This window comes from Mesorhizobium sp. SEMIA396 (genome assembly GCF_024518615.1).
GTDB lineage: Bacteria > Pseudomonadota > Alphaproteobacteria > Rhizobiales > Rhizobiaceae > Mesorhizobium.
In genome coordinates this window covers 545,391-558,820 of record NZ_JANIFC010000001.1, presented here as the reverse complement: position 1 = coordinate 558,820, position 13,430 = coordinate 545,391, and the positions used below count along the sequence as shown (strand labels likewise).

11 protein-coding genes are annotated in these 13,430 nt (G+C 64.8%); 7 read left to right on the top strand and 4 right to left on the bottom strand.

Annotated elements, in window-relative coordinates:
- The first annotated feature begins 56 nt into the window (after positions 1–56).
- From NP503_RS02795 to NP503_RS02785, 3 genes are read left to right on the top strand one after another with little or no spacing between them, the layout of a single operon-like run.
- On the top strand, positions 57–4,181 hold the full coding sequence (locus NP503_RS02795) for a Pls/PosA family non-ribosomal peptide synthetase (RefSeq protein WP_127272003.1): 4,125 nt from the start codon (positions 57–59) through the stop codon (positions 4,179–4,181).
- Complete coding sequence (locus NP503_RS02790; RefSeq protein WP_127269338.1) at positions 4,178–4,663, top strand: GNAT family N-acetyltransferase; 486 nt, start codon at positions 4,178–4,180, stop codon at positions 4,661–4,663. The genes NP503_RS02795 and NP503_RS02790 overlap by 4 nt, the downstream gene beginning before the upstream one ends.
- Positions 4,660–5,304, top strand: coding sequence for a 4'-phosphopantetheinyl transferase (locus NP503_RS02785; protein WP_127272000.1), 645 nt, complete (start codon positions 4,660–4,662; stop codon positions 5,302–5,304). Before NP503_RS02790 ends, NP503_RS02785 begins: the two co-directional genes overlap by 4 nt.
- A gap of 314 nt (positions 5,305–5,618) precedes the next feature.
- On the opposite strand, the gene NP503_RS02780 is transcribed toward NP503_RS02785, so the two are convergent.
- Positions 5,619–6,764 (bottom strand): KamA family radical SAM protein, encoded by a 1,146-nt coding sequence (locus tag NP503_RS02780; protein ID WP_127271998.1) that lies wholly within the window; start codon positions 6,762–6,764, stop codon positions 5,619–5,621.
- Positions 6,765–6,923: 159 nt separating this feature from the next.
- On the opposite strand from NP503_RS02780, the gene NP503_RS02775 reads away from it, so the two are divergent.
- Complete coding sequence (locus tag NP503_RS02775; protein WP_127269406.1) at positions 6,924–7,859, top strand: hypothetical protein; 936 nt, start codon at positions 6,924–6,926, stop codon at positions 7,857–7,859.
- Positions 7,860–7,888: 29 nt separating this feature from the next.
- On the opposite strand, the gene NP503_RS02770 is transcribed toward NP503_RS02775, so the two are convergent.
- The 3 genes from NP503_RS02770 to NP503_RS02760 form a co-directional block, all read right to left on the bottom strand.
- On the bottom strand, positions 7,889–9,445 hold the full coding sequence (locus NP503_RS02770; protein ID WP_127269407.1) for a serine hydrolase: 1,557 nt from the start codon (positions 9,443–9,445) through the stop codon (positions 7,889–7,891).
- 344 nt (positions 9,446–9,789) lie between these two features.
- Positions 9,790–10,002, bottom strand: coding sequence for a 4-oxalocrotonate tautomerase family protein (locus NP503_RS02765; RefSeq protein WP_127269408.1), 213 nt, complete (start codon positions 10,000–10,002; stop codon positions 9,790–9,792).
- 54 nt (positions 10,003–10,056) lie between these two features.
- Positions 10,057–10,815 carry an SDR family oxidoreductase gene (locus NP503_RS02760; RefSeq protein WP_127269409.1) on the bottom strand — a complete coding sequence of 253 codons (759 nt, stop codon included), beginning with the start codon at positions 10,813–10,815 and terminating at the stop codon, positions 10,057–10,059.
- Between the two features lie 100 nt (positions 10,816–10,915).
- On the opposite strand from NP503_RS02760, the gene NP503_RS02755 reads away from it, so the two are divergent.
- From NP503_RS02755 to NP503_RS02745, 3 genes are all read left to right on the top strand, one after another.
- Positions 10,916–11,809, top strand: coding sequence for a LysR family transcriptional regulator (locus NP503_RS02755; RefSeq protein WP_127272499.1), 894 nt, complete (start codon positions 10,916–10,918; stop codon positions 11,807–11,809).
- 284 nt (positions 11,810–12,093) lie between these two features.
- On the top strand, positions 12,094–12,954 hold the full coding sequence (locus tag NP503_RS02750; RefSeq protein WP_127271789.1) for a xanthine dehydrogenase family protein subunit M: 861 nt from the start codon (positions 12,094–12,096) through the stop codon (positions 12,952–12,954).
- Positions 12,954–13,430, top strand: a complete 477-nt coding sequence (locus NP503_RS02745; RefSeq protein WP_013530647.1) for a (2Fe-2S)-binding protein — start codon at positions 12,954–12,956, stop codon at positions 13,428–13,430. Before NP503_RS02750 ends, NP503_RS02745 begins: the two co-directional genes overlap by 1 nt.

Here is a 13,430-nt window from a genome sequence, read left to right as displayed (position 1 = left end):
CCACAACAACTGGAAAAATGGCCGTGCCGGGCGATGCCCGGCCTGGACGGGAAAGTATGGAAATGGATCACGGTGTCGACATCGCCGAACTGGACGCGGAACGATCGGGGCTGGAAAGCGGCCTGGCAAGTGTCGACGCGCCGATAAGAACGGCCCCCGCGACAGCCAGGCGCGGGCAAATCCTGACGGGCGCCGACTTTGCCCGGCAAGGCCTGCCCGGCGAGCGGCTCGACACCGTCTTCGAACAGCTCGCCGACATGTTTGCAGCGCTGCCGGCGGTGATCTCGGACGGGCGTGTCTGGACCTATCGGGAACTGGACAGCCGCGCCAACCAGTTCGCCCGCCTGCTGGTCAAGCGCGGCGTGCGGCCGGGCCACCGCGTCGGGCTCATCCTCGACCGCTCGGCGGAGACCTATGTCGCGCTGCTCGCCGTGATGAAGGCGGGCGCTGCCTTCGTGCCGCTGGCGACCGCCTTCCCCGAGGAGCGGATGGCGCTCATCATCGAAGACGCCGGCGTCAGCCTGATCGTCACCATCGCCGCCTACGCGTCGCGCGCCGGTCAGCTGCCCGTCCCGCATCTCCTTATCGACAGCGCCGCCGCTGAAATCTCCGGACAGTCCGACGCGCCGCTGAAGCCGCATGCGAAGGCCGCTTCATCGGACGACACCTGCTACATCCTCTACACCTCGGGCACCACGGGCAAGCCCAAGGGCGTGGTCATCAAGCACCAGAGTTTCGTCAATTTCATCCGCGTCGCCGCCGCCTCCTACGGCTACCGGCCGGGCGACCGCGTCTATCAGGGCATGACGATCGCCTTCGACTTTTCCTCCGAAGAGATCTGGGTGCCGTTCGTCGCCGGCGCGACGGTGGTGCCGGCACCGGGCCAGATGCCGCTGGTAGGCGAGGAACTGGCCGATTTCCTGCGGCTCCATGACATCACCTGCATCGCCTGCAGCCCGACGCTGCTGTCGTCGATGACGTCGGATGTGCCCAGCCTGCGCACGCTGCTGGTCGGCGGCGAGGCCTGCCCGCACAATCTGGTGGTGCGCTGGTCGAAGCCGGGGCGGCAGATCCTCAACACCTATGGCCCGACCGAGGCGACCGTCACCGCCACAATGGGCGCGCTGACGCCGGACAGCCCCGTCACCATCGGCGCGCCGCTGCCGACATACTCGATCGTCATCCTCGACGCATCGCTGCCGCAGCTTGCCGAGCCCGGCGAACTGGGCGAGATCGGCATTGCCGGCATCGGGCTCGCGGTCGGCTATCTCAACAGGCCCGACCTGACCGAGCAGAAATTCATCGCCGATTTCGTCGGCCTGCCGAACAATCCGTCCAGGCGCATCTACCGGACCGGCGACCTTGGCCGCATCAACGACCAAAGCGAGATCGAGTATAACGGCCGCATCGACACCCAGGTGAAGATCCGCGGCTACCGCATCGAGCTCGGCGAGATCGAGGCGGTGCTGCTCGACCAGCCCGAGATCGCCCAGGCTGCGGTCACCACCTGGGAGATCGAGCCCGGCCGCGTCGAACTCGTCGCCTATTACGCCCCCAAGGCCGGCCAGAAGGCGATCTCGCGCGCCGACCTCGCCAGGACGATGAAGCGGCGGCTGCCCGACTACATGGTGCCCTCCTATCTGGAGGAACTGCCTGTTATCCCGATGACGGTTTCCAACAAGGTGGATTTGCGCCAGCTGCCGAAGCCGACAAGCGTGCGGCTTTCGGGCGATCGCGCCATGGTCGCGCCCGCCAATGACGACGAGCGTTTCCTCGCCGACGCACTGGCCGCGGTGCTGAAATTCGAAGAAGTGTCCGTCGAGGACAATTTCTTCGACGATCTCGGCGCCAACTCGCTGCTGATGGCGCATTTCTGCGCCCGCCTGCGCACCAGGAAGGAATGGGCGACGGCGTCGATGCGCGACATCTACCTCCACCCGACCGTGGCACGGCTCGCGCTCCACCTGGGCGTGGCGGACGAGATGACGACGGCCACCAACGAGCCCGTCCTCACCCGCCGGGCCTCGAATTTCGCCTACTGGACCTGCGGCGCCGCACAGCTGCTGTTCTACGCGCTCTACAGCTATGGCGCCTTGTGGGCGGTCAATGACGGCCTCAACTGGATGTATGACGCGCTCGACGATCCGCTGCAGCTCTACATCAGGTGCGTGGCGCTTTCGGCCGCCGTGTTCTTCGGCATGTCGGGCTTTGCCGTCATCGCCAAATGGGTGCTGGTCGGCCGCTGGAAGGCGGAGGCGTTTCCCATCTGGGGCGTGCGTTACTTCCGCTTCTGGGTGGTCAAGACATTGATCCGCACCGCGCCCGTCGTGCTGTTCCGCGGCAGCCCGCTCTACAGCATCTACCTGCAGCTTCTGGGCACCAAGCTCGGCAAGAACGCCGTCATCGAATCGAAATCCGTGCCCGTCTGCACGGATCTCATCTCGATCGGCGCCAACACCATCCTGCGCAAGGAATCCATGATCCTCGGCTTCCGGGCGCAGTCCGGCTATATCCACACCGGGCCGCTGACCATCGGCCGCGATGCCTTTGTCGGCGTCGGCTCGACGCTCGACATCGACACCCGGATCGGCGACGGCGCCCAGCTCGGCCATTCGTCCTCACTGCACCGCGGCCAAAGCATCCCCGACGGCGAACGCTGGCATGGCTCGCCGGCCGTGCCGACCACGGCCGACTATTGCAAGGTGCGCAATGTCGATCCGTCCAACATCAGGCGCTTCCTCTTCGAAGCGGTGCAGCTGATCGGGCTGTTTGCCATCGTCACCCCCTTGCCGCTTTTGTTCCACAGCTATTGGGAAAACGTCGGCGACGACTACCAGGAAACCATCGGCGTCGTCGCGATCGGCACCACGGTGACGCTGTTCGGCTACATGGCCGCATCCTTCCTGGCGGCGACGCTGGTGCCGCGCCTGGTCAGCCTGCTGTTGAAGCCAGGCCGCACCTACACGCTGTACGGCTTCCGCTACTGGCTGCAGACGGTCGCTGAATTCTCCAGCAATTCCCGCGTGCTCGGCCTGCTGGCCGGCGACAGCTCGGCCATCGTGCACTACATGAGAGCGATCGGCTGGAACCTCAACAAGGTGGTGCAGACCGGCTCCAATTTCGGCTCCAACCAGCAGCACGAAAACCCGCTTCTGTGCGAGATCGGCACCGAGACCATGGTGTCGGACGGGCTGTTCATGATCAACATGCACAAATCCGCCTCCGCCTTCCGGCTCGAGCCGACGAGGATCGGCGAGCGCAACTATCTCGGCAACAACATCTACTATCCGCCGGACGGGCGCACCGGCGACAACGTCCTGCTCGGCACCAAGGTGATGATCCCCATCGACGGGCCGCTGCGCGAGAATGTCGGGCTTCTGGGTTCGCCTGCCTTTGAAATCCCGCGCATGGTGAACCGCGACAAGGAACTCATCGCGGGCGTCGACGAAGACGACCGGCGCCGGCGCATCCCGCACAAGAACCGCCACAATCTGGTGACGATCCTGCTCTTCGTGGCAACGCAATGGGTCATGCTGTTCGTCACGCTGGCGATCTGGGACCGGGCGCTGAACTACTACACCGAATGGGCCGAGGTCGCGCTGTTCGTCGCCGTGCTCCTGACCTCGGCGATCACCATTCCGTTCTACATCTTCGTGGAGCGGGCGAGCCTTGGTTTCGGCCGGCTGAAGCCGCAGATGACGACGATCTACGACGTCGCCTTCTGGCGCCACGAGCGCCACTGGAAGCTGGCGGATTCGCCGATCGTGCGCCTGTTCGCCGGCACGCCGTTCCGGCCGATGATCCTGCGCATGCTGGGCGTCAAGGTTGGCAAACGGGTCTATGACGGCGGCAGCAACCTCACCGAACGCTCGCTGGTAGAGATCGGCGACGACGCCACCCTCAACGAGGGCTGCGTCATCCAGGCCCATTCGCTGGAGGAAGGCGCTTTCAAGTCCGACTTCATCCGCATCGGCAAGGGCTGCACGCTCGGACCTTCAGCCTTTGTCCACTACGGCGTCGTGATGGGCGAAGGCTCGGTGGTCGATGTCGACTCCTTCGTCATGAAGGGCGAAGAGCTGGAGCCCAACTCCATATGGAGGGGCAATCCGGCCAAGCTGCACCGCTTCGTCGAGCCGATCACCGACGATGGCTCCAAGGTATCGGCCAGGGCATCGGCTTGAAGAAGGGCATCGGCTTGAACACCGGAGACATCCGTCTCGTTGCCGTGACCGAGGCCAACCGTGCCCTGGTCACGGCCCTGGAACTGGCGCCGGAGCAGAGGGATTTCGTCGCCGGCAATGCGGACTCGCTGGAAGAAGCCGAAACCGACGCAGACGCGCGGCCACGCGTCGTCATGGCTGGGACCCGTGTCGTCGGTTTCCTGATGTACGAGGCGCCCGAGGATGACGACGAGGCGCGCATCTACCGCTTCATGATCGACCGCGCTTCTCAAGGCAAAGGTTACGGCAAGGCCGCGCTGCGCGAAGTGCTGGACGAAATCCAGGGGCTCGGCCACATCAGCCACGTCTCGATCTGCTACGAACCGGAGAACGATGCGGCGCGAAACCTCTATCGCAGCGCCGGTTTCGTCGAAGAAGGGCTCGACGAGGACGGCGAAATGATCGCCGATCTCGCTTTGCCGGCACGGACGCACGAGCCGTGACGCGGCTGCCCGAGGAAATCGCCTTGGCCGAAGCGATCGCCGCCATCGCACCATCGGGAGTCCGGATCGGATGTCGCATGATCCGCGACGGCGACGAGGCCCATCTGCTGCCCGGGGAAGCGCATTCCCTCCCCGCGCGCCAGCCCGGCATGCGGCGCGCCAGCGGCGCGGCCCGGTGGATCGCGCACGGACTGCTGGCGGAGCTTGGCGTCGGCGACGTCGCCATCCTGCGCACGCCAACCGGCGCGCCGGTCTGGCCCGACGGGATAACCGGTTCGCTCGCGCACGACGACGACATGGCCGTGGCGGCGGTTGCCCCGATTGGCGATATCGCCTCGCTCGGCATCGACGTCGAGCCCGCGCAGCCTCTCCCGGATGATACTTTGGCCCTCGTGACAACGCCCGCGGACCGCACGGACGCAGCCGACCGGCATCTTGCCGGCCGCATCCTCTTTGCCGCCAAGGAAGCCGTCTACAAGGCCGTCTATCCGCTCGATCGCGAGGTGCTGGGCTATGAGGACATCACCGTCGACCTGAACGCAGGCCAGGCGACGACGAAGACCGGCCGCAAGGCCAGGCTCGTTTACTGCGCTGCCCCGCGCGTGGTGGTGCTGGCGTTTGTCGATGGAGATGGGGTTTGAGGTCGGCGCGCTTATTCTGCTGCGCTACGGCGTCATGAGTTCCTAGCCGAACGCGGCAATCGTTGACGTTGGCGCTGCCCCTCACTGTCCTGCCGGACATCTCTCCCCGTATAGTGACGGGGAGAGAGGGGCTGGCCGCGACGCCGGCATTCTTCCCGCAACGCTGGAGATTGGCGAAATCGCCGATGACAGCACCCCTCTCCCCGTCACTATACGGGGAGAGGATGCCGGCAGGCAGGTGAGGGGCGGCGCAGACGCTGGCCATTACGAACGGTCGCTGTGACGCTGTAGGATTATCCGGGTGGATCCTGGCGTCACGAGCCTGGAATCTTCGAAGACTGTTCCTCTTGCGCGCCAACGATCTCCCTATATTCCCGCACTTCGCCATCGAGCCCGCGCAGCCGCCAGCTCTCCCCCTGCCTGCCCTCGACATGACAGGGCCCGATCGGCACCTTGCCGCCGCCTTCCGGCAGGTCGAGCACATAGACGGGGTTGCAGATGCCCGACAGCCGCGCCCGCAGCGCTTCGGTCAGCGCCTGTCCCTGCGCGATCGTCGTGCGCCGGTGCGCCATGCCGCGCGCGAGGTCGCCATGGTGCAGGTAATAGGGTTTGACGCCGAGGCGGTACATCAGCTCGCGGCAGAGCTCCTCCAGCGCCTCGATGCTGTCGTTGACGCCTTTGAGCAGAACGCTCTGGTTGAGCAGCACGAACCCGGCTCGCCGAAGCGTGCGGCAGGCCACCTCGGTAGCGCCGGTGATTTCACGCGCGTGATTGAAATGGGTGACGACGGTGACCATCAGCCGGCCCTGCAGCGTCGCGACGAGCCCTGATGTAATGCGCGACGGCAGCACCACCGGCACGCGCGTATGGATGCGCAGCAGCCGCACATGGGGGATCGCTTCGATGCGCGCGGAGATTTCGGCCAGTGCCTTGTCGGGCAGCGACAGCGGATCGCCGCCGGTCAGGATCACCTCACGGATTTCGGGATGCTCGGCGATATAGGCCAGCGCCGGCTCCAGCGCCTCGTGCGTATAGCCACGACCGATCGAGGTCAGCGATTCCTTGCGGAAGCAGAACCGGCAATAGACCGCGCATTGATAGGTCGGGAACAGCAGCACCCGGTCGGCATGACGGTGCGTCAATCGCGGCACCGGGCTGAAGTCATGATCGGCGATCGGATCGTCGAGCTCGCCCTCCGCTTCCTCAAGTTCCTGCGGAGACGGGATGACCTGCGCCCGGATCGGATCGGCCGGGTCGCTCCAGTCGATCAGGTCGAGATAGGCTTTGGGCGCGCGCACCTTGTGCTTCACCGCCGCGGCTTGGGCGGCCGCGCGCTCGGCTGGGGACAGCGGGAGGGACGCCAGATCGCGCACGTGGCGCACGCCGGCGCGGACGTCCGCCTGCCAGTCGGTGTCAGGGCCGACGGCGGGTGCATCGTGGAGGTTGGTGTCTGAAGTCATCAGGGTTCTCAGGACAGTTTCTGGCGGAGCTATCGGCCGGATGGCCAGGCGGGTCAACCTTCCGGGGTGGCCGCCGCCATCAAATCCACCGCCTGCAAATCCGTAGGTATTTAGCCAAAATGGCACTATTCTGCGCAGTCTGGGCTTCAGGGAAAAGGAATGGATTTCAGCACAGGCCATGGTTACCTGCTCATCGGCGGCCTCATCCTCGTCGGTACTGGGCTGCTCATCCTGTCGCTGATCGTCAATTTGCGCGTCGCCCACAGTGTGCGCGACGACGTGCGCCATCGCGAAAAGCTGCTGGAATACCACCGCAACATCTTCTCGCAGTTGGGCGTGATCCTGATCGGCATCGGCGTGTCCCTGTTCATCTTCTTTTTCCAGCAGAATTACCAAGACCAGCGCAGACGCGAAGCGGATCTTCAGCAGGTTCTGGCCAAGCTGGCGGCGCGCATCGCTCGCGGCGCTCCCCTCGTCGAGTCACTTGGCGAATTCGACGCGCTGCTGGATGACGGCGGGGCCTATATTAGTCCCGAACTTGGTGGAACCAACGCCGCCATCGGCGCGCAGGGAGCGGAGCTTGGCAAGCAGGTCCGCGAAATCCTGCTGGTTGAGCGCGACGTCGACATCCGGGACTTCGACATCCTCAACCTGTCGCGCGATTTCGAGTCGTCGTTCGTCGTCAACGAGCTCGATCCGACGCTATGGTTCGACATCGTGCGCGACGAGAGCGAGATCAAATATGCCATCACCCAACTCACCCTCGACTACAAGGACCTGCAGGATGCGATCGGCGGCGAGCCGATTGAGGTTGCGATCGCCAATCCTGAAACGCAGCGCAAGATCAAGCACGAGGTGCTCGACATCTTCTACGATGCCGACCTCTTGCGCCAGCGCAGCAGGCGATTTCTCGGCCGTGCGTGCTGGCTTCTCAGCCACGGACGCAGCTTTGTCAGTCTTGCACCGGTCGATGCGATCGAGGCCGATGCGAAGTCACATCAGGAATGGATAGACAGGTCGAAGCCCTTGCTGGCGCAGACGAAATCGGGCAACGGCGATTGCTTCAAACTGCTCCGGTACGGCCCGGCATCCTGAACTCCCGGCCGCACCGTTCGATTTGGAAGTCAGTCCCCCACACGTTGCAGCGTGCCGAGATGATTGTCGTCGAGAAAACCTACGGTCATGGCCGACGCCTTGCCGTCAGCGCCGACCACAAAACTTACGCCCGAGGGGCTGTCCGGCGTCTCCGCGTCGGGGAAGGTCAGGAAAAGGTCACCGTCGAAATGCCTCAATGAGTAGGACCGGCCGGCGGCCGGGCCTACCCTGAGCACAAGGTGGTCTCCCGCTTCCGACACAATCGCATCGCCGATGAAGTCGTTGGCGTACCGGCCGGCATAGACGCTGTCCGGCCCGGCTGGCCGTGGCGGAGACGGCGGCGCGGCATAGGCGGCCTTGGCCGCCGCGACCGCCGGACCGAACAGGCCCGCATAGATATCATTCCACGCCTTGACCCAGTCCTTCTCGACGTTACCGTCGAAGACGAGATCGGCGAAGCTGTCGGACAATCCCTCCGGCAGGCCAGTCGGAAAGGCGTTGGCGACGATGACGATGCCCAGCTTCTCCTTTGGGAAGACTGTCACCAGGGTACGCGCCCCGACACTGAAGGCGCCGGCGTGGCCCCAGCTCAGGCCGTGTCGGCCGAATTCGACGTTCCAGCCGAGGCCGTAGAACGATGCGCCGCCGGAGACGGGGTTGTTGCCGCGCGCTATCAGCGGAACATGCGTCTGGCTTAGCGCATCGGCGGCAATCAGTGTCTTGCCGGCATAAACGCCGTTGCCGAGGATGAGGCGCAGCCATTGCGAGAGGTCACGTGCCGTGGAGCTGACGCCGCCGGCGGGCGCCTGCGCATCCGGATCGCGCTCTATCTTCGCGGCCCAGGCGCCATCGACCTTGACGTGAAGCGCAGCACGGTTGCTTTGCTTGACGAAGTCCGAATGACGGGAACTGGTCGAGGCCATGCCAAGCGGACGGTAGAGCTTCTCCTCGGCGACCTCCTCCCAGGGCTTTCCTGTCGGTGTCGCGGCTGCCATGGCACCCTCTGTCAATCCGAAATTGCTGTAGGCATACCCGGCGCGAAAGCTCGACGATGGTGGCACGAACCGCAGGCGATGCACGATCTCGACGCGGTCGTAGCCAATACCTTCGAGGTCGTCTCCGGCGGTGCCTGGAAGCCCGCTGCGATGCGAAAACAGGTCACGAACGGTGAGTTGGCTCGCCGGATAAGGATCGGCCAACCGGAAGGCCGGATCGAGATCGGCGATCTTCGAATCCCAGGACACGATCCTGTCGCTAACCAACGCCGCTACGACGGTGGCGGAAACCGGTTTGGAAAGGGAGGCGATCTGGAACACCGTGTCGGCGTCGACGGTCTCTGGCTTGCCGGCCTCGCGATGCCCAAAACCCTTGAGGAAGATCACCTCGTCATCGCGCACGACGCCGATGGCGAGACCGGGTACAGCACCGTCCGCTACGGCGGCTTCGGCAAGCGCTTCGAGCTTCGACAGGGCAGCAGTGATGCGCTCGGGCGTGAGGGTATCGGCCGGCGCCGCGTGCGGCCAAAGCACCATTGCGGCGATGAAGACCCAAACCCTCCAATGACAGAGATTCCGATTCAGCCGCATGCACAAGCCTCCTCCCAAGCATTCACAAGGCCATGATACAGGGCCGCACGGGTGAGGCCAGCCCTTCTCGGGCCATTCGCGCAACCGGACGGTCGATCTCCTGATCGGCCGCGCCGACGACGCCATCACCTCTGCCGGGCTACCGCATCGACGTCGAAAGCGCGCTGATCGAACATCCGGCGGTCAACGAGCGAGTTGCCGAAGACACCCAGCGGCAAGATTCAGCGGTTCCTGCTGAGGAAGGCCGAGGTGGAGAAGCGGAAGGGGGTGATGCTGCCGATCTCCCCACTTGTGGGACCCGAAGGACGGGCGAGACCCGTGGCTCGCCCGGGAACGGCCCGGCACTACTCCTTTGCGCGAAAAACTTCCGGCACGACGAACACTTCGTCGGCCCGGCCATAGCCGCCGTCGGCGACCTCCTCCACCAGCACCATCGTGAAGGGGCGCACACCCTCGCCGAAAAAGTCGACGAACATGGCTGTCGTTCGATGGATGAGGTCTTCCTTCTGCGCCCTGGAGAGCGCCGCTTGCGGTAACTTGATGTTGGCGAATGGCATGATCTTTTCCTTTCTGTGGAATTTGAGGTTCGGCGTGGAGCGGTCGGCGACGGCTCAGACGACGCCGCCATTGGCGCGGATGATTTGTCCGTTGACCCAGAAGCTGTCCGGCCCGGCCAGGAACGAGACCAGCCCGGCAATGTCGTCGGGCTGGCCAAGCCGGCCGAGCGGGATCATCTTGCCGATGGCCTCGATCTGCGCCTCGCTCTTGCCGTCCGTGAACAGCGCGGTTTCGATCGGCCCGGGCGCTACTGCGTTAACTGTGATGCGGCGCGCGCCAAGCTCCTTGGCCAGGATGTGGGTCATCGCCTCGACACCCGCCTTGGTGGCGGCGTAGACGCCGTAGCCCGGCTGGTAGAGGCCGACGACGCTGCTGGAAAAATTGACGATGCGGCCGCCGTCGCGAAGCCGGCGCGCGCCTTCCCGCATGCCGCGGAACACGCCGCCGAGATTGATCGCGATCTGCGTGTCGAACGAAGCGTCGTCGGTCTGCGCCATCGGCGAAATCTTCATGACGCCGGCATTGTTGACGAGGATGTCGATGCCGCCGAACGCCTTCTCGCCGGCGTCGAACAGCGCTGCGATCCCATTCGGATCGGCGATATCGGCCTGAACGGCGATTGCCTTGCCGCCGCCGGCTTCGATGCTGCGCACAAGCTCTTCGGCCTCGGCGCGGCCCCGTGCATAATTGAGGACGACGGCGACGCCATCGCGGGCGAGCCGCTGTGCGATGGCGGCGCCGATGCCTTTGGAGGCGCCGGTCACGATCGCGGTTCTGGTTTGGCCACCCGTACTTGTTTGATTGGATGTCATGGAAGTCTCTCCGTGTTGGTGACACGGATATAGGCCGACCCGCTTTCCGTATAATCAGCCATCTATTGACATCACTATTCGGAAATTGCGAACAAGGGCCATGGATCGACTGGACACGATGCGGCTCTTCGTTCGCGTTCTGGAGCGGCGCAGCTTTACCGCTGCCGCGGCCGATCTCGGCCTGCCGCGTTCAACCGCGACGGAAGCGATCCGGCGGCTGGAAGAGCATCTCGGCGCGCGGCTTCTGGAACGAACGACGCGGCAGGTGAACGCCACGCAGGACGGCGAAGCCTACTATCGGCGCTGCCTGTCGATCCTGGCCGAGATCGAGGATGCCGAGGCCGCCTTTCGCAATGCCGAGCCTTTCGGCCTGCTGCGCATCGACGCCAGCACGCTGCTCACCCGCACATTCCTGTTGCCGCGCCTGCCGGAGTTCCTCGCCCGCTATGTCAGGATCGACCTGCAGATCGGCCAAAGCGACCGGCTGGTCGATCTCGTGCGCGAAGGCGTCGACTGCGTCATCCGCGTCGGCGAGCCGCCCGACAGCGGCATGATCATGCGGCGGCTGGCTGTCATCCGCGAGATCACCTGCGCCAGCCCTGCCTATCTCGAGCGCCACGGCACGCCCGTCTCCCCCGATGCGCTCGACGGTCACCAGGCGGTGGGCTTTGTTTCGTCGCGCACCGGCGAGACCCTTCCGTTCGAATTCACCGTCGCCGGCAGTATCCGTGAGGTGCGGCTGCCATGCCGCGTCGCCGCCAACAATTCCGACACCGCCGCCGATCTGGCGCGGCTTGGCCTCGGCCTCATCCAGGCACCGCGCTATCGCTTCGAGAAGGATCTGGCGGATGGGACGCTCGTCGAGGTGCTGGCCGACTATCCGCCATCGCCGACACCGCTGTCGGCGCTCTACCCGCAGAACCGTCAGCTCTCGCCACGCCTGCGCGTCTTCCTCGACTGGGCCTCGCGCATCTTCGCCGAGGCCGATCTCTAGGGCAATTCCAGGAAAAATGTGAACAGTTTTCCGGGAAAGCGCGTCACGGGCTGAGGCCGTTCCGGTCCAAAGGCGGACAAGGGCGAATGAGCGCACTTGATCCATAGCCGAAGTTTCACGAAAATCATCCCAAAGCCGGTTGCTGCCATTCAGCGCGCCACTTTCCGTCTGTTGGACTGGATATTGCGGCGCCTGGCCTAATCGCCGCAGTTGAGGAACCGGATAGCCATTATGAGGAGACTGTTTATAACGGTCGCTGAAATCGCGATGACCAAGGGGAGACGATGCGCTACATACGTCCGCTTTCAATAGAAGATGCCGTTGGCCACTTGGCCGGGTCGGCTGGTACGGCCGCCATCCTCGCGGGAGGCAGCGACCTCCTGGTCAGGATGAAGGGCGGCTTTGCCGAACCAGAGCTGATCGTCGACATCAAGGCGATCGATGGCTTGAGCGAGATCCGGGAAACTGCTGAAGGCTTCAGCATCGGCGCCGCGGTTCCCTGCGCCGTCCTGGGAGAGAACACCGCCCTCAAGAAGGCATGGCCTGGTGTCGTCGAGGCGGCCAAGCTGATCGGCTCGAAGCAGGTGCAGGGACGCTGCACCATCGTGGGCAATCTCTGCAACGCCTCGCCGGCCGCCGACAGCGTGCCGGCGCTGGTTGCCGCCGGCGCCAAGGCAGTGGTCGTCGGGCCGGCGGGCCGGCGCACGATTCCCGTGCAGAGCGTGCCGACCGCGCCGGGCAAGACGTCGCTGGCCAAAGGCGAGATCATCGAGGCGATCCTACTCGACAAGCGCGAGCCGCGCTCTGGCGATGCCTATCTGCGTTTCATTCCACGCACCGAGATGGACATCGCGGTGGTCAGTGCCGGCGTGAACCTGACGCTCGACGAGCACGGTGTGGTCAAATCGGCCCGCGTGGCGCTGGGCGCCGTGGCGGCGACGGTGCTTCTGGTCGAAGAGGCGGCGGAGGTGCTCATCGGCTCCAAGCTGGACGAAGCGACGCTGGAGCGGCTCGCCAAGGTCTGTGCGGGCGCCTGCCGTCCCATCGACGACAAGCGCGGCACCATCGAATTCAGACGAAAAGTTGCGGGTGTGCTGGCCCAGCGGGCCGCCACATCAGCCTATACACGTGCAGGAGGCAAATGATGGCTGGTATAGCAGTTTCAACGACAATCAACGGCGACGCTGTCGAGTATCTTTGCCAGCCGGACGAGACGCTGCTCGATGTCCTGCGCGATCGGCTGGGGCTGACGGGCGCCAAGGAAGGCTGCGGCACCGGCGACTGCGGCGCCTGCTCGATCATCCTCGACGATCGGCTGGTTTGCTCATGCCTGGTGCTCGGCGCCGAGGCTGAAGGCCGGCGCGTCGAGACCATCGAGGGCATGGCCCATGGCGATACGCTGCACCCGCTGCAGCAGAAGTTCCTCGAGCATGCGGCGCTGCAATGCGGCATCTGCACGCCGGGCTTCCTGATCGCGGCCAAGGACCTCCTGGCCAAGAACCCCGACCCGACCGAGGAGGAAATCCGCTTCGGCCTCGCCGGGAACCTCTGCCGCTGCACCGGCTACGACAAGATCGTGCGCGCCGTCCAGGACGCGGCCATCGTGATGAAGGGAGCCTGA